General features: G+C 60.1%; 16 protein-coding genes. 9 read left to right on the forward strand and 7 right to left on the reverse strand.

Annotation, left to right across the window (positions count from 1 at the left end; translation table 11 throughout):
• Positions 1-27 precede the first annotated feature (27 nt).
• The gene (locus tag GOW04_RS00465; protein ID WP_171231220.1) at positions 28-1,179 is read right to left on the reverse strand and encodes a DcaP family trimeric outer membrane transporter; all 1,152 of its coding nucleotides are present in this window, start codon (positions 1,177-1,179) and stop codon (positions 28-30) included.
• A gap of 650 nt (positions 1,180-1,829) precedes the next feature.
• Between GOW04_RS00465 and GOW04_RS00470 the strand changes: the two genes are divergently transcribed.
• Positions 1,830-2,033, forward strand: coding sequence for a hypothetical protein (locus tag GOW04_RS00470; protein ID WP_170343657.1), 204 nt, complete (start codon positions 1,830-1,832; stop codon positions 2,031-2,033).
• 116 nt (positions 2,034-2,149) lie between these two features.
• Positions 2,150-4,198: an acetyl/propionyl/methylcrotonyl-CoA carboxylase subunit alpha gene (locus GOW04_RS00475; protein ID WP_171231221.1), complete on the forward strand. Its 2,049-nt coding sequence runs from the start codon at positions 2,150-2,152 to the stop codon at positions 4,196-4,198.
• A gap of 76 nt (positions 4,199-4,274) precedes the next feature.
• On the opposite strand, the gene GOW04_RS00480 is transcribed toward GOW04_RS00475, so the two are convergent.
• On the reverse strand, positions 4,275-4,721 hold the full coding sequence (locus tag GOW04_RS00480; protein WP_152458718.1) for a DUF4174 domain-containing protein: 447 nt from the start codon (positions 4,719-4,721) through the stop codon (positions 4,275-4,277).
• Between the two features lie 168 nt (positions 4,722-4,889).
• On the opposite strand from GOW04_RS00480, the gene scpA reads away from it, so the two are divergent.
• The 6 genes from scpA (at position 4,890) to GOW04_RS00510 (ending at position 10,353) form a co-directional block, all read left to right on the forward strand.
• Positions 4,890-7,016, forward strand: a complete 2,127-nt coding sequence (scpA, locus tag GOW04_RS00485; RefSeq protein ID WP_171231222.1) for a methylmalonyl-CoA mutase — start codon at positions 4,890-4,892, stop codon at positions 7,014-7,016.
• 105 nt (positions 7,017-7,121) lie between these two features.
• On the forward strand, positions 7,122-7,724 hold the full coding sequence (locus tag GOW04_RS00490; protein ID WP_171231223.1) for a VOC family protein: 603 nt from the start codon (positions 7,122-7,124) through the stop codon (positions 7,722-7,724).
• On the forward strand, positions 7,721-8,209 hold the full coding sequence (locus tag GOW04_RS00495) for a GNAT family N-acetyltransferase (protein ID WP_171231224.1): 489 nt from the start codon (positions 7,721-7,723) through the stop codon (positions 8,207-8,209). Before GOW04_RS00490 ends, GOW04_RS00495 begins: the two co-directional genes overlap by 4 nt.
• 45 nt (positions 8,210-8,254) lie before the next feature.
• Entirely contained in the window at positions 8,255-8,935 is a 681-nt protein-coding gene (locus tag GOW04_RS00500; protein ID WP_171114829.1) for a molecular chaperone DjiA, read from the forward strand.
• Positions 8,936-8,939: 4 nt separating this feature from the next.
• Positions 8,940-9,941 (forward strand): endonuclease/exonuclease/phosphatase family protein, encoded by a 1,002-nt coding sequence (locus tag GOW04_RS00505; RefSeq protein ID WP_171232005.1) that lies wholly within the window; start codon positions 8,940-8,942, stop codon positions 9,939-9,941.
• A 37-nt stretch (positions 9,942-9,978) separates the two neighbouring features.
• Positions 9,979-10,353 (forward strand): hypothetical protein, encoded by a 375-nt coding sequence (locus tag GOW04_RS00510; RefSeq protein WP_171231225.1) that lies wholly within the window; start codon positions 9,979-9,981, stop codon positions 10,351-10,353.
• Between the two features lie 12 nt (positions 10,354-10,365).
• Here GOW04_RS00510 and GOW04_RS00515 read toward each other — a convergent pair whose 3' ends face one another.
• The 5 genes from GOW04_RS00515 to GOW04_RS00535 form a co-directional block, all read right to left on the reverse strand.
• Positions 10,366-11,910 carry a Ppx/GppA family phosphatase gene (locus GOW04_RS00515; protein ID WP_152458711.1) on the reverse strand — a complete coding sequence of 515 codons (1,545 nt, stop codon included), beginning with the start codon at positions 11,908-11,910 and terminating at the stop codon, positions 10,366-10,368.
• Between the two features lie 49 nt (positions 11,911-11,959).
• Entirely contained in the window at positions 11,960-12,649 is a 690-nt protein-coding gene (locus GOW04_RS00520; protein ID WP_171231226.1) for a DnaA ATPase domain-containing protein, read from the reverse strand.
• The gene (locus GOW04_RS00525; protein ID WP_152458709.1) at positions 12,650-13,723 is read right to left on the reverse strand and encodes an AI-2E family transporter; all 1,074 of its coding nucleotides are present in this window, start codon (positions 13,721-13,723) and stop codon (positions 12,650-12,652) included.
• 89 nt (positions 13,724-13,812) lie between these two features.
• Positions 13,813-14,787 (reverse strand): isopenicillin N synthase family oxygenase, encoded by a 975-nt coding sequence (locus tag GOW04_RS00530; RefSeq protein WP_171231227.1) that lies wholly within the window; start codon positions 14,785-14,787, stop codon positions 13,813-13,815.
• Positions 14,787-16,151, reverse strand: a complete 1,365-nt coding sequence (locus GOW04_RS00535) for an FAD-dependent oxidoreductase (protein WP_371814332.1) — start codon at positions 16,149-16,151, stop codon at positions 14,787-14,789. Before GOW04_RS00535 ends, GOW04_RS00530 begins: the two co-directional genes overlap by 1 nt.
• A 190-nt stretch (positions 16,152-16,341) precedes the next feature.
• On the opposite strand from GOW04_RS00535, the gene GOW04_RS00540 reads away from it, so the two are divergent.
• On the forward strand, positions 16,342-17,160 hold the full coding sequence (locus GOW04_RS00540) for a methyltransferase domain-containing protein (RefSeq protein ID WP_171231228.1): 819 nt from the start codon (positions 16,342-16,344) through the stop codon (positions 17,158-17,160).
• The last annotated feature ends 17 nt before the right edge of the window (positions 17,161-17,177 follow it).

Here is a 17,177-nt window from a genome sequence, read left to right on the forward strand (position 1 = left end):
GAAACCGGGCAGGATCCGTGTGCGGCATCAGAAGTTCAACTGAGCGGCCAGCTGAACGCGGTTTCCGTCAAAGGTTCTGCCGGTCGGCGCGTCGTTCCGTTCGCCATAGATGTACTCGGCGCTAAGTGTCAGATCCTCGGTTGCCTTGTAAAAAGCGTTGACGTGGATCGTTTCCAGTTCGGTAAACGACAGGGTTCCGGTCGAGGTCGGCAGGTCATAGTCTTCTTTGCCGTATGCAATGCCAACATTCCATTTCGGGCTCAGATCCTGCCGGAATTCGAGGGTGTATCCATCCACGTCATTGGCCTGGCCGTTCACGATGGGATCACCAAGGCCGATCAGGTACGGGCCGAGTGCCTCGCCGTTCACATAGTTGACCTGGAACAGGCCGCCCTGCCATGGGCGAACCGAGCCGGATATCGTGAACCCGGTCTGATCAACTTCGACACTGCCGGATTCCGCCTTGCCATAAAGGCCGGACAAACGTGCGACATAAGTCCCGTCATTGTATTCGGCGGATGCGGTCAAAACCGGATCGTCCGAATTCGAACCGCCGACATTCTCTTCGATCGAAACGGCGAAGGACGTGTTCGTTCCGAAAGAGTTGGTATAGCGAACCTGCGGAACCCGCGCGAAAGGGATACCAACGGGGCCGTTGAATTCCACCGAGGTCGGGTAGGTGTCCAGCGGCATGAAGTTGGTCCAGGTCTGTCCGATCAGCCAGTTGTCACCAATGGTGATATTGGCGTGGCGTACACGCAATTCGGCTGTTCCGCCGGAACCGAACAGATCCAGTTCCAGTTGTCCGCCGATATCGCCGATACCGCTTGGGGTGGTGGTGCGCAGACCGATCCGCGATTGGCGGACGGTGGCACCAAATGTGCCATCGGTCGCGGCCGACGGTTCCCCGATGACATTCACGAACGCCGTGTCGCCCTGATCGAACTCGAAATCGTAGAAGAAGTCGGCCTTTACATATCCGTAAACGTCCAGAACGGTGTTGCCGATGCGGAAGTCACCGTTGGCAGGGCCGGCACTGGCGGATTCCAGCGCCTCAACCCGGGCGCGCAAGGCGTCAAGTTCGGCTTGAGTTTGGGCATCCTGGGCAAAGGCAAGCGTGCTGGTCACACAAAGCGCAGAGGCAGCAAGCAGGAGTGCCTTTTTTCTAGTCTTCGTCATGTGGGTGTTCCTTTGAGTGCGAGTGTGCACACGGACCGTTTCACGAGGTTCAAACCTTGGGAAATCACGAGAATGGGAAGTGAAGATGTTGATTTGTCAAGCAAATGTGTGTTTTTCACTGCGCTGAAAAACGACGTCTTGAGCCGCCTGGATAACGCATTGGCGCAAGGCGGTTCTGTATGTCCAACGCTGACCGAGAGTCGTGATGCTGCAACCGCGAAACGCGCGGAAAGCGGCTTGATCTGTCACGAAACTGTGACGGCAAAGAGGCCTCAAACACCCGAGCAGTATCGAACCGGTATCGGCGCGAAGTTGCGCGGCATTTCCGGGTGTGGGCAGATTCCAGCCGAAATCCCGATTGGAAACAATACTGTGTTTGCCGGCAATATTGTGCTGTGCAAACTGGATGAGCCGTGCGGCTCTACTTTGCCTGCGCCGCACATGCACCTACTATTCCGTACCCCTTCCTTGCGCGGGCAGGCTTGTGTTCCCCACATAGTCCTGTCCGCGTTTTTCTTTTTGCCTGTATCGGACAAAAAAAGGCAAAATCCCGCACAAAAATCGCCTGCGCACCCGTTGATATTGAATAACAGGGCGTGTTTCGCGCATCTGACCCGAAAAGGACCAAGAAACCAAAAAGGGCAGATACAATGCGATTCTCACGCTTCATCCTTGCTGCGGCGACCTGCGCGGGCCTGGCCGCCTGCGGAGACACCACGGGCGAACAGGCAATCCTCGGCGGAGGTGCCGGGGCAGTGGGGGCGGCGGTCCTCAACGCGGACCCGTTGTTTGGCGCAGCCGTCGGCGCGGCGGGCAACGTGCTGTACTGCAAAACGCAGAACACCTGTAACTAACGCATATTTTGCGGGGCGCGTGTCGTCCCGCCCGTCATCGCGTATCACGCCGTCGTGGGGATTGTTCCCTGCGGCGGCGTTTTGCGTTTCCAGAACACCAAGCCAAAGGACGTTCCATGTTCAATAAGATCCTGATCGCCAACCGGGGCGAGATCGCCTGCCGGGTTATCAAGACCGCCCGCAAGATGGGTATCGGCACCGTCGCCATTTTCTCGGACGCGGACAAGAACGCGCTGCATGTGTCGATGGCGGACGAAGCCATCCATATCGGTCCGCCACCTGCAAACCAGTCTTATATCGTGATCGACAAGGTGATGGACGCCATTCGCCAGAGTGGCGCGCAGGCGGTCCATCCCGGTTATGGTTTCCTGTCCGAAAACGCCAAGTTTGCCGAGGCGCTGGAAGCCGAAGGCGTGGTTTTCGTCGGCCCCCCGAAAGGCGCGATCGAGGCGATGGGCGACAAGATCACCTCGAAGAAAATCGCGCAGGACGCGAATGTGTCGACGGTTCCCGGATATATGGGGCTGATCGAAGACGCCGATGAGGCGGTCAAAATCTCGAACGAGATCGGCTATCCTGTCATGATCAAGGCCAGCGCCGGCGGCGGCGGCAAGGGCATGCGGATCGCGTGGAATGACGACGAGGCGCGCGAGGGCTTTCAGTCGTCAAAGAACGAAGCCGCAAGCTCGTTCGGGGATGATCGGATCTTCATCGAGAAATTCGTGACCCAACCGCGTCACATCGAAATTCAGGTTCTTTGCGACAGTCATGGAAACGGCATCTACCTGGGCGAGCGCGAATGCTCGATCCAGCGCCGGAACCAGAAAGTCGTGGAAGAGGCGCCGTCGCCGTTTCTGGACGAAGCAACACGCAAAGCCATGGGGGAACAGGCCGTGGCCCTGGCCAAGGCCGTGGGCTATTCCAGCGCGGGAACGGTAGAGTTCATCGTCGACGGTGAAAAGAACTTCTATTTCCTGGAAATGAACACGCGTTTGCAGGTGGAACACCCTGTCACCGAACTGATCACCGGTGTTGATCTGGTCGAACAGATGATCCGCGTCGCAGCGGGAGAAAAGCTGTCGATCACGCAGGACGACGTGACACTGACCGGATGGGCGATCGAAAACCGCCTGTACGCCGAGGATCCGTATCGCGGCTTCCTGCCCTCGATTGGTCGTCTGACCCGGTATCACCCGCCTCAGGAGACGGCAGCCGGGCCGATGCTGGCCAACGGCAAATGGCAGGGGGATGCGCCCGAAGGCGATGTTGCTGTTCGAAATGACACCGGCGTCTACGAGGGTGGTGAGATCAGCATGTATTACGACCCGATGATTGCCAAACTGTGTACTTGGGCTCCGACCCGTGATCAGGCGATCGAGGCGATGCGCGTGGCGCTGGACAGTTTCGAGGTTGAAGGCATTGGCCACAACCTGCCGTTCCTGTCCGCCGTGATGGATCATCCGAAATTCATCAGCGGCGATATGACCACGGCCTTCATCGCCGAGGAATACCCCGACGGGTTCGAGGGCGTCGAACTGGCCGAGGCAGACCTGCGCCGGATTGCGGCGTCCTGCGCGGCCATGCATCGCGTCGCAGAAATTCGCCGGACCCGCGTGTCGGGCCGGATGGACAATCACGAACGCAAGGTCGGCACCGATTGGGTTGTCTCCTTCGGGCGCGAAATCCAGTGGCCTGTCAAGGTCAACGCGGATCAGGATGGGGCCACGATCAGGTTTGACGACGGTCAGGAAATGCGGGTGACGGGTGATTGGACACCGGGTGATCAGCTTGCCGTCATGACGGTCGATGACGCGCCGCTGGTCATGAAGGTGGGCAAGATCTCGGGCGGGTTCCGCATCCGTAACCGCGGCGCGGATCTCAAGGTGCAGATACGTACCCCGCGGCAGGCCGAACTGGCGCGGCTGATGCCTGAAAAACTGCCGCCCGACACCTCGAAAATGCTGCTGTGCCCGATGCCCGGCCTGGTCGTGAAGATCGACGTGGAAGTGGGGCAAGAGGTGCAGGAAGGTCAGGCGCTGTGCACCATCGAGGCGATGAAGATGGAAAACATCCTGCGCGCCGAGAAGAAGGGTATCGTTGCCAAGATCAATGCTGGCCCCGGCGACAGCCTCGCCGTGGACGAAGTGATCATCGAGTTCGAGTGATCATGACCGCGCTTTTGCCATACCTGTCAAAGCCTCTGGCATTCTGTGCCGGGGTCTTTCGGGGTGGCGAAAGCGGTCAGCCGCCTTCGCGCCGATCGCGGATTTCGCGTTCGCGCAGGGGGGTCTTGTCGATGGACCGGCCAATCTCGCGCACGCTCCACGGAGAAGGTTTGCGCAGTTTGACCACGCCGTCCTTGTCGACGAATACCATCTGGAACCCGCGCGGGCGCAGCTGTGACCGGATCGGAGACCGCGCCGATGGGTCGGTATCGGTCAGAACCACCACGTCACGCTCACGCATTGCGGCTTCGCCTTCGAGCAGCATGTCGATCTGTTGCTGGAACCGCGGGTCCGCTGGCGTGTCGGCAAAGACTACGATGGGTCGGTTGACCCAAAGAAACTCGCTGAGTTCGCTGTCACCCACCGGGCGGACAAAACTGTCATCCGTCGTCGCCGTGCCATCCGCCGCCCAGACAGACATCGGGATTAGTGCCAAGAAAACAAAGGCAAGCGTGCGTGTCATGTGGCCTCCTGTTCCTTCGAATATAGCCTCTGTGACACCGATTGCGACCGACGATTTGTACCAAACACTCAAAATGTCGCGCTTGCGTCTGAATGAAACGGCCAAGCGCAAGACCTCAATGCGGAAGCTTTCGACTGCCGCCATCCGAATTGACAAGAGGAAACCGAAATGACCGACACCAAGGATTGGAAAGCGCTGGCCGAGAAAGAGCTGCGCGGACGTCCGCTGGACGACCTGACCAAAGAGACGCTGGAAGGCATTGCGGTCAAACCGCTCTATACGCAGGAAGACACCGCCGGTTTGCCGCATATGGGTTCGCTGCCGGGCTTCGGTCCGTTTACACGCGGTGTGAAGGCCACGATGTATGCGGGCCGTCCGTGGACGATCCGTCAATATGCGGGCTTTTCGACCGCCGAAGAATCCAACGCCTTCTATCGCCGCAACCTGGCGGCGGGCCAGCAGGGTGTTTCGGTTGCCTTCGACCTGGCCACCCACCGCGGCTATGACAGCGACCACCCGCGTGTCGTCGGTGACGTGGGCAAGGCCGGTGTGGCCATCGACAGTGTCGAGGACATGAAAATCCTGTTCGACGGCATTCCGTTGGATCAGGTCTCGGTCTCGATGACCATGAACGGCGCGGTGATCCCGATTCTGGCGAACTTCATCGTGGCAGGAGAGGAACAGGGGCACGACAAATCGGTTCTGTCCGGCACCATTCAGAACGACATTCTGAAGGAATTCATGGTGCGAAATACCTATATCTACCCGCCCGAGCCCTCGATGCGGATCATCTCGGACATCATCGAGTATACCTCGAACGAGATGCCCAAGTTCAACTCGATCTCGATCTCGGGCTATCACATGCAAGAGGCCGGCGCGAACCTGGTGCAGGAGCTGGCCTATACCCTGGCCGACGGGCGCGAATATGTCCGTGCAGCGACACAGGCCGGGATGGACGTGGACAAGTTCGCAGGCCGGCTGTCGTTCTTCTTTGCCATCGGCATGAACTTTTTCATGGAGATCGCCAAACTGCGCGCCGCGCGCACGCTGTGGCACCGGGTGATGACCGATTTCGGCGCGAAATCCGAACGGTCAAAAATGCTGCGCACCCACTGCCAGACGTCAGGTGTTTCGTTGCAGGAACAGGATCCTTACAACAACGTGATCCGCACCGCCTATGAGGCGATGAGCGCAGTTCTGGGCGGAACGCAATCGTTGCACACAAATGCGCTGGACGAGGCGATCGCGCTGCCCACCGACTTTTCGGCCCGTATCGCCCGGAACACGCAGCTGGTGTTGCAGGAAGAGACCGGCGTGACCGATGTGGTCGACCCACTGGCGGGGTCCTATTACGTCGAAAGCCTGACCAACGAGCTGATCGAAAAAGCCTGGGCCCTGATGGAAGAGGTCGAGGAAATGGGCGGCATGACCAAGGCCGTGGCCAGTGGTATGCCCAAGCTGCGCATCGAGGAAAGCGCCGCGCGCCGGCAGGCCATGATCGACCGCGGCGAAGAGGTGATCGTCGGGGTCAACAAGTACCGCAAAGAACAGGAAGATCCGATCGACATTCTGGACGTCGACAACGTGGCCGTACGCGAAGCGCAGGTCGCGCGATTGGAACGTATCCGTGCGACCCGTGACGAGGCTGCTTGCCAACAGGCGCTGGACGCTTTGACCAAGGCTGCCCGCGAGGGTGGAAACCTGCTGGCCGCCGCCGTCGAGGCCGCCCGTGCCCGCGCATCCGTAGGAGAGATCAGCATGGCAATGGAAAAGGAATTCGGCCGCCACCGCGCCGAAGTGAAAACCCTGGCCGGCGTTTATGGCGCGGCCTATGAGGGCGACGAAGGCTTTACCGCGATCCAGAAATCCATCGAGGAATTCGCCGAGGCCGAAGGCCGTCGCCCCCGTCTGCTGGTGGTCAAGATGGGGCAGGACGGTCATGACCGTGGGGCCAAGGTGATTGCCACCGCGTTCGCCGATATCGGGTTTGACGTAGACGTTGGCCCCTTGTTCCAGACCCCGGCCGAGGCCGCGCAGGACGCGGTGGACAATGACGTGCATGTGGTCGGTATTTCCTCGCAGGCGGCAGGGCACAAGACATTGGCTCCGCAACTGGTGGAAGAGCTGAAAAAAGCCGGGGCCGAGGACATCATCGTGATCTGCGGCGGGGTGATCCCGCAGCAGGATTACCAGTTCCTTTATGATCATGGGGTCAAGGCCATCTTTGGCCCGGGCACCAACATTCCCGAGGCCGCTCAGGACATCCTGCGCCTGATCAGCGAAGCGCGCGGCTGACGAAGGTCGGGTTATTCGTCGAAACATCTTGTGATCGCGCCTCTTTGGCGGAAACATACGGCCAGATCCGCAAGGGTCTGGCCGTAAACTTGCAGGAGGTGGCACATGTTACTGGATCATCTGGCCGTCGCGGGTGAAACATTGGAAGACGCATCTGCCCATATCGAACAAGCGCTTGGCGTTGCGCTGCAACCCGGCGGCAAGCACGAGACGTTCGGGACATACAACAAGTTGCTGGGCCTCAGGGGCGGGCTCTATCTGGAGGCGATTGCGATCGACCCGCAGGCGCAAACACCTGGCAGAACGCGGTGGTTCGATCTGGACCGTTTCGAGGGCAGCCCGCGTCTGACCAACTGGATTTGCCGGGTCGAGGATATCGAAGCCTCGCTTGCGTTGTTTCCCGATGGTGTCGGACAACCGATCGATCTGACCCGGGGCGCGCTGCGGTGGCGCATGGCGGTTCCACCAACCGGGCGCTTGCCGTTCGACAACCTGTTTCCCGCACTTATCGAATGGCAGGGCGACCTTCACCCGGCCGACATGCTGCAAAACAGCGGCTGTCGGCTGCGGCGCTTGGTTGTGTACCACCCGGATGCGTTGACGCTGGCCAGACATCTTGGTGCATTGGATCAGGTGGTGTTCGACACCGGTCCGGCCGCGCTCAGGGCGGAGTTCGAGACACCTCATGGGGTCCGGGTGCTGGAATGATCATTCGCCCGGCCATGGCGGCGGATGCGCCCGCAATCGCCAGGATCACCAATGCGATCATCCGCGAGTCCTTGATCACCTTCACGACCGATGAGCGCAGCGCGACGCAAATCACCGAGGATATTACGGCGCGGGGCACCGGCTTCCTGGTCGCCGAACATGATGGGCACGTTGTTGGTTTTGCCACCTATGCCCCGTTTCGTGCGGGCCCCGGATACGCGCAGACGCGCGAACACTCGATCCAGCTGTCACCGGACGCGCGCGGAAAAGGCGTTGGGCGGGCTTTGATGCAAGCGCTTGAGGCGGCCGCACGAACCGACGGGGCGCATGTGCTGGTTGCAGGCATTTCCTCGGCCAATCCGGGCGCCGTGGCGTTTCACGCGGCGCTGGGCTTTTCACAGGTTGGTCGCATGCCCGAAGTTGGGTTCAAATGGGGTCAATGGCTGGATCTTGTGCTGATGCAGAAAATTCTTTCGCCTGAATGATCTGTCGCACCTGACAGTCCTGAATTGTGACGCTAGTGTACTCCCATGTCGATCTGGACCCGCATATCCGATGCCCTCAGCGCGCTGGCCCAAGGCGAAAGCCTGGCCGCAGTTTTTGAAAAGCTGCGAACACCGCCGGAACGATCGGTGGCGTTCACGATTGCGGTGATTGCCCTGGGCGCAAAAATGGCCAAGGCAGATGGTCAGGTGACACGAGATGAAGTCACTGCCTTCCGCGATGTGTTCCAGATCGCGCGCGAAGACGAAGAAGATGCCGCGCGGGTCTTCAACATGGCGCGCACGGATGTGGCGGGGTATCAGGATTATGCCCGCAAGATCGCCCGGATGTTCGCCGAAGACAGCACCACGCTTTGCGACCTGATGGAGGGGCTGTTTCACATCGCCATGGCCGATGGGTTCTACCATCCCAATGAGAACGCGTTCTTGGAGGAAGTGAGCAAGATCTTCGGGCAGTCCGACGCTCAATTCAAAGCATTGCGGGCGCGATTTGTGCCGGATGCGCCAAAAGATCCTTACACGGTTCTGGGCGTGCCGCAGGACATGCCCTTGCCCGATATCCGCAAAGTCTGGCGAAGGCTGGTCCGCGAAACGCATCCGGACGCCATGATGGCGCGCGGTGTCCCGGAAGAGGCGATCAGACTGGCCGAGAAAAAGATGATCGACATCAACCGCGCCTGGGATGAGATCAACGGCGCGCGGGCCTGACAGGATGCGGCTGGCGACCTACAATATCGAATGGTTTGCCAATCTTTTTGATCAAAACGACAATCTGATCGTCGATGACACCTGGTCCGGTCGGCATGATGTCACGAAGGCGCAGCAGGTCGAGGCGATTGCAAAAGTGCTGACCGCGATTGACGCGGATGCGGTATTGATTGTCGAGGCTCCGAACACCGGCAAACGCCAGAACACGGTGCGGGCCCTGCAAACCTTTGCCGAGGCGTTCGATCTGCGCATCTCTGACGCGGTGATGGGGTTTGCCAACGACACCCATCAAGAGCTGGCGCTGCTCTACGACAGGACCATTCTCACCGTGCGCCATGATCCCAAGGGTGACATCGACGACCCCTTGGCCCCCCGGTTCGATGGTGCGTTCAGAATCGATCTGGATATTGATGCGACCGAGGATGTCGTGCGGTTTTCCAAACCACCGATGGAATTGGCGGTGACGACGCAGTCGGGCCACGACGTCCGGCTGATCGGAGCTCATTTGAAATCCAAGGCTCCGCATGGGGCCGGGTCGCGGGATGAGGCGATCCGGATCTCGATTGCCAACCGCCGCAAGCAACTGGCGCAGGCGGTCTGGCTGGCCAGGCGGGTCGAGATGCACGTTGCCAGCCAGGAACCCGTCATTCTGCTGGGAGACCTGAACGACGGCCCCGGGCTGGATGAGTTCGAGCATCTGTTCGGCCGCTCTTCGGTTGAGATTTTGCTGGAGGCAGGTTTGTTCGACCCGCACGCGGTGACGGCTCATGGTTTTCGGCCGGGATCGATACCTTCCACGGCGCGTTTTGCCCGCCCGGAAGAAGGCAGGTTTCTCGAGGCTCTTCTGGATTACATAATGATAACCCAGGATCTGCGTGCATACCGCCCGGCTTGGCGCATTTGGCATCCGTTTCGCGACGCGGCCTGTTGGTCCGCACCGGACCTGCGACAGGCGCTGCTGACGGCGTCGGATCATTTCCCGGTCACACTGGACATCGACCTGTGACCTTTCACGCCTGCGGCTGGGGCGCTATATTCTAGGTATGAAACACGTTTTGCTGATCAGCATGATCACTGCCGGCATCGCCGCGCCCGCCCTTTCGCAGGAAGACAACAGCAAATCCCTGATGGAGCAGGGGGCCGAGCTGTTTTTCGAAGGTCTGCGCAAGGAAATGGAACCGGCGCTGGATGATCTGCTGGGCCTTGCGGATGAGTTTGGCCCGGCAATGCAGTCGTTCTTGCGGGAAATGGGCCCCGCACTGGCCGAGCTGGGGGCCGAGATCAAGGATTGGAGCGCTTATGAAGCGCCCGAGATCTTGCCCAATGGCGATATCATCATCCGCAGGAAACAGGCCGAGGATCCGCCAGAGCCTGAAAATGAAGGTGAAGAATTGCCCGAAGGGGCAACTGATATCTGATCGGATCGAGGGTCAGCCCTTGATGATCACGCGCGTATCGGATTTCAGGGCGTTCGCCAGTGAATTCAGGCGCGCTTCGGCTACTTCGCTGAACAGAGGGGCTGCTGCTTCGGGCAGGTACAGCTCCAACTCCCGCTTTTTGGGATAGAATTTCAGGCGCCCCATATTGGCGTCATTGTGCATCCACAGCATCGCGCCAAAGCGCATGGCCTTGCCCAGAATCTCGGCGTCTTTCTGGCCTTTTTCGTCCAGCAGATCATACAGGGGCGCAAACCGGTTGCCTTCGCGTTTGTTGCGATACCGGTGCTGCAAGGCCAGCCCGATAAAGACACGTTCGGAATGCTTCAAACCGCCCAGATTGGCGCGGGTGACGTTGTCGAAACAGACTTCGGCCCGGTAATCGGGATGAGCACGCCAGCTGACATCGTGCAGCAGGCACGCAGCCTTGATCAGTCGAACGCTGCTGGGGGGCGCTGATTTGAACAGCGGCATCACGAAATCATAGAGGTTTCGGCCAAATCCGGGCAGGCGGGCATCCTTGGATTCGGAAAAAAGGCTGGCTTCGATCAGCGGGTCCCGGTCGCGCAACTCCTGCGACATTTGTTCATACAGCAATCCCTCACGGATCCCATAGCTGGATATGGCGATGTCCTTCGGTTTGAACGTTCGGATCAGCCGGGCCAGAACATCCATCGCGTAGGGGATGAGCGACATCCGCGAGCTGGATACACCGGCCTGGCTGCGCAGCTTTTCATGATCGTTCTTTTCAATGAACTTGATCGTTTCACGAACCTGTTTTGTCGTCATCCGGTATTCATGCAGCACGTTCAGCGGATAGCCCCGCCGCAGCATGTCCAGCCGGGCAAAGGCCCGCCAGCTGCCGCCAACCAGAAACAGACGATCCCGCTGCGGACCCATTTGATCGCGCAGCTGTTCCATCGTGCTTTTGATATGGGCCTTGCGTGCGCGCCGTCCGCCCTTGATATCGCGCAGTTTCAGCGGCCCGAGGGCCGAAGTCAGGCGGCGGCCGACCTGACCGTCTCCGATCTCGGCCAGTTCCATCGACGACCCGCCGATGTCGCAGATCAGGCCATAGGCTCCAGGCCATCCCAGCAGCACTCCCTGAGCTGATAAACGGGCTTCTTCTTCCCCGTCGATGACTTCCACGTGCAGCCCGGTCTCTGCCTTGACTTGATCGCAGAAATCCGGCCCGTCCTTGGCCTCGCGCACCGCTGCCGTGGCCACGACATGCAGGCCCGGCAATTCCAGATCAACCGCCAGATTCTGAAACCGTCGCAGCGCCGCCAGTGCCCGTTCGCGCCCACGCGGGTTCAGTCGCCCGGTCTCGGACAGGCCCGCGCCCAATTCACACATGACCTTTTCATTGTAGAAATAGGCCGGCGATCGGGCCGCACCGTCAAAGATGACCATCCGGACCGAGTTGGATCCGACATCGACAACTCCGACACGCGACAATGCCCGGGTTCCAGGCTCGTCGAACAGTGGCTTTCCGAAAGGCCCCCAATCAGGGATGTCGGTTGCAGCGGTCTGATCCATGTGTCTTCCAGATAATGCTGTGTGAGGATGCGAAATTGGCGGGTGCGGGTCAATCACCCGTCTCGATCTCGTACGGGCTCATGTTCAGAACCCGCACGGCCAGGGAACGGGTGATGTCGCGCTTTTCCATAAGGGCCAATTGATCCAGTTGCGCCACTACGTCGGCCGCAGTTTCAAATCGACGATCCATGTGTTTGACCAGATAGGCGATTACCTCGGGGCCGGGGTTCAGCTGCCGATCTACGAACAGTTTGGCCAGAACCGCACCCAGCAACGCATCGTCGGGCGGATCCAGCGCCACGTGATGGGCGCCTTCGACCCGGCTTTGCAGGTCGGCCAGTGGCAATTCCCAGAATTTCGGGGCCAGCCGACCAGTCATCAGCAGGGCGTTCCCCTCGGCCAGAACCAGATTATGCAGGTGAAACAGCGTTTTCTGCTGGTCGGCATCGTCGGCGATCATGGGCACGTCTTCGACGGCAATCGGCCTGCGTGCCAGATCCGGCACGTTGTCATACCGCAAATCAGCGGCCTGAATGATGCGCCCGCCGGTTTCCGCGGCCCAGACATGCGCCAGATGGGTTTTGCCCGCACCGGCCGGGCCGGTCAGAACAAGCTTGTTTCCCGGCCAGGATGTGGCCGAGATCATCGCCACGGCCAAGGCATTGGCAGGCGACACAAAAAAGTCCTCTCGCCCGAGCGCAGTTTTGGCGGGCAGATCAAAGCTGAGTTGTCGGGCCATTTACTCGGTTTCCTGATCCTGACGTTCAAGACCGGTATAAAGTCGGCTGTCTAGGTACAGCGATGTGGCAAATCGGGCCAGCACGCCCAATGCTGCGGCCACGGGCACGGCGATCAGCATGCCGACAAAGCCGAACAAGGCCCCAAAGACCGACAGTGCCAGCAGCAGCCAGACCGGGTGCAGCCCGACAGAGCTGCCTACCAGTTTGGGTGTCAGGAAGTTCCCCTCGGTGACTTGCCCGATGGCAAAGATCCCCGCGATCAGTCCGACATGTGCCCAATCACCCCAAAACTGAAACAGCGCCAGCCCGATGGCCAACGAGCCTCCGATCAGGGCGCCCAGATAGGGGATGAACGTGACCAGCCCCGCGATGAACCCCACGATCAGGCCGAATTGCAGACCGGCAAGCATCAGCGCGACGGCATAGTAGGTACCTAGGATCAGGCAGACCGTTCCCATCCCGCGCACGAAAGAGGCCAGCACGGCGTCAATCTCACCGGCCAGCCGCCTGATGGTGGGGGCGTGGTCACGCGGCAGGAGCTCTCCGATGCGAGCGACCATGCGATCCCAGTCCAGCAGCAGGTAAACAGCCACGACGGGCACGATTACCAGAAGGACAACAATGTTTATCGCGGACCCGAGTGAGGCAAGAACCGTTTGCAGAACATCCCCGGTCTTGGACTTCAGCATGTCACCGAAGGACACCAGCATCTGATGAGTGTTTGATTCCCGGTCCAGCAGCGACGGGAATTGTTTTTCAATGAACCCGCGCAATTGCTTGAAAAGGTCAGGCAGAACGTCGATCAGATCCAGCAATTGAGTAATCAGGGCGGGCACGACCATCAGGATCGCCAATATAAACCCCAAAATCCCGATGACGGTGATGATGGCTGTGGCTGCGATGCGCGACAGGCCCAACCGCTCCAGCCGATCCGCAACGGGATCAAGGAAATACGCAATTGCTCCGCCTATGACGAAGGGCAGCAGGACATCCCCCAAAGCCCAGAGGATCAAAACAAAAACCGCAGCGGCGACGCCCCAGTATCTCAGCTGATCCTTTACCGGCAAAGCCATCGTGATCCCCTTGTTCAGGCCCTTGCAGGCGTTCTTGGCGCATCAAAGCCCATGATGCAAGCGCTTCATGGGCAGGGGCTTTGCCCGTTTCAATCGTGCAACGTCCCCAGTTCAGGGGTGTCTTCGTCTGCGGCTTCATCGGGCCAGTTGGTGCGCCAGATTTCTGCCGACCAGTGCCCACAATGAACCGCCGGGCGGTCGAAACCGGACAGGGCGTGCAACAACGGTTCAACAATGACGTCATGGCGGGGTACGGCGAAATAAGGGAAAGAATACCGTTCCTTGCCCGACCGGTTGACCACCCGATGTGGCGTGGATTTCAATCGCCCGCCTGACCAAAGTTCCAGCATGTCGCCGATATTCACCACGAAACCACCGAGTGGGCAGTCCGGTGAAATCCACTTGCCGCTGCGGGTCTGCACCTCGAGCCCGCCCACCGGATCGGGCGCGATGATGGTCAGTGCGTCCGTATCCTTGTGCGGATGGATGCCATAGCCCGCTTCTTCCGCGGCCTGCGGGGGATAGTGCAGCAATGTCATATTGGTCATCGGGTTGCGGAACGCGTCGCGCAAAATGCCAGGGGTCAAGTTCAGGCCGGATTCCAATGCGCCCAACAACACATCAGTGACCTGATCCAATTGACGCCAATAGTCCAGGATGACCTCTTTGGCGCTGGGAACTTCGGCGGGCCACAGGTTCGGGCCGTACAGGGCACATTCAGCGCGCACGGGGTCGGTGGCGGCAACCTCGTGGTGCAGCTTGTACCCCTCGTATTTGTCGGCCTTGCCGGATCCGTCATTCGGTGTGAAAAAACCCATCGGGATATAACCGCGATAATTCTCGCGCGTGATGGCCTGATCCCATTTGCGGGATTCATTGATGGCAAAGATCTCTCTTGTGGTCTGACGGACCTGATCCACCGCCTGCTGGGGCACACCTGTTCCGGTGATGGACAGAAACCCGATTCCTGTGCAGGCCTCAATTATGCCTTGTACCGTTGCGGCAAAGGCTGCGCTGCCGGGATCGGACAGCGGCGATATGTCTATTGTCGGAATCCTGTCCATCAGTGAATCCTGACCCCCTGACGCTCTAGTTCCGTGTGAACAGGTGCCAGGTTCAATTGGTCCAGGCTCTGATTGCTTTTCAGTGCCATCGCCGCCGCAATGCCCGCACCCTGGCCCATGACGGCGCAGCAGGCCATGTTGCGCGTGGCGGCATGGGCCACCCGGTCCGCACCATGCGACCGGCCCGCGACCAACAGGCCCTTGACCCCTTTTGGCAACATCGAGCGATAAGGAACCTGCATATACCGCCCCGTGGTTGGCAGGATCAGAATGCCATAGCCGTCGATGAATTCGGGATAGATGCCGATGGTATCCTCGAACCGGCCCTGATGGCGGGCATCGTTATCAGTCATGTTGTAGACCGCATCGATTTTGCGGGTGTCGCGGATACCGATGGTCATCCCGAAATTCCGAAGCCGCGCGTTTTCGCATCCCGGCATGAACCGGCGCAGCGCCTCGATGGCCAGCATGGATTGGCGACGGCCCTCGATTTCGCCGCGCGTCAGGCTGTCGGGATCGGTGCCGTCGATCTCGGCCAGATGGATGAGGTTCATGTAGGTCAGCTCGCCCGTGTCATGCATCGCGCCCCAGGTGCCGGCAATGGTATTCAGATGCGGCGGGATCAGCCCCTGATCGATGGCCTGCTGGAAGGGCTTGTGCACAAAGGGCGAGAACATGTCGTCCTCTTTGCCGCTGGTTTCGATGTTCCACTCACCGCCGCCGCCCCAGTCCTTGTAGGTCTGCGGGTCGGCTTTGACGCCTTCCATAAAGGCGCGCTTGTCCACCCCGGCCAGATGGAACATGACAGAGGCCGCCATCATGTCCTCCCTAGGTGTTTTATGCGTCGGAGCCCCCGCGCGATGGGCCACATCGGCGTCGCCGGTGGCATCGATTACCACCTTGGCCAGTATCGCCTCGCGCCCGGCCTTGGATTCGGTGATGATGCCAGTGATCCGGTCCCCTGCCATGATGGGGGCGACGAATTGCCGGTGCAGCATCGGGTGAACACCCGCCTCTTCGACCAGCTTGTCCGCCACCAGCTTGAACCCTTCGCTGTCCAGTTCATAGCTGAGCGACTGGCTTTCGGGCACCGCCGCGCCCATCTCTTTGGCGCGGGTTTCGAACTCCATCCCGATGCCGCCGGCCTCGACGGTTTGCTCGTGCCGGTACCAGGCGAATCCTTCGACGCCGACGGCAGTGATGTTGCCGCCCATACAGCCGAACCGGTCAACTAGCGACACGTCTGCGCCTGCGCGGGCCGCTGCCAGCGCTGCTGCCAACCCGGCCGGGCCAGAGCCCACGACCAGAATATCGGTCTGGTGGATGACAGGTATCTGCCGGGCGGGTTCCTGAATTGTCTGCAACAGCGCCTCCTGGTGTTTGTGTTCCCGCCACAATTGAAATTCCCAATTGGCGGGTCAATCAAAAACCCGACTGACCTTGGGTCGCAAATGCGCCATTGTCCGGCGTCGCTTTCACAGCCCGCCAGCGCAGAGAGCCGACGTGCCGGGCCGAAACGTGCTATACTGACGCCCTGCCTTGGGGGACGGAGCAATGCCCGACATCTATCAGAGCCTGGATCAACAGGGGGAAGACACGGTTCGCGTCGTCGCGGACCGTCTGGAGTTTCGCGGCGAAATGCCGGATTTCGTGAAAATGCGCGAACGCTATTTCGACCGGCTCGACTGGGCCTCGTGCCACCGCATTGTCGATCTGGGCTGTGGCACGGGCGTCGTGACACGGGCGCTGGCTGACCGGGTCGGCCCGGAATGCGAGATTGTCGGGTCGGATCTGGCGGCGGAGCTGATCAAGGTCGCAATGGAAAAGACGGATGCCGCAGGGTTGGCGGGCCGCATCCGCTACGAGGTCGCGGATTCCCGGAACACCGATGCCGGCGAAGGCAGCGTTGATATCGTCATCGCGCATACGGTGATCAGCCACGTGGCGGACCCGGCGGCGATGCTGGAGGAAGCCGCGCGGCTGACGCGGCCCGGCGGCGCGATCGCCATTTTCGATGGCGACTATGCGTCGTTGACGATCGGCGCTGGCGACCCTGACGCCAACGCGATGGCGGTGGACGCAATCTTGCAGACGGTTGTCGGCAATCCATTCGTTCTGCGGCATCTACCGTTCCTGGCCCGGCAGACGGGGCTGGAAGTTGCCGGTTTCATCCCGGAATTGCTGGCCGAGGCTGGGCAGACCTCGTTTTTCGGAAACATGATCGACGCCTATGTCGGCCCTTGCATTCAGGCAGGCGCGATCGACGCCGAGACCGCCTTGAAATGGGCCGAAGGTCAGAAAGCAGCCGCGCGGGAAGGCACGTTCTTTGGTTCGTGCAACTATTACACTTATTTGCTGCGCAAGCCTGAATGATGCGCCGCCTTGCCTAG

The sequence above is a fragment of the Ruegeria sp. HKCCA4812 genome (assembly GCF_013034245.1).
In the GTDB taxonomy this organism is placed as follows: Bacteria; Pseudomonadota; Alphaproteobacteria; order Rhodobacterales; family Rhodobacteraceae; genus Ruegeria.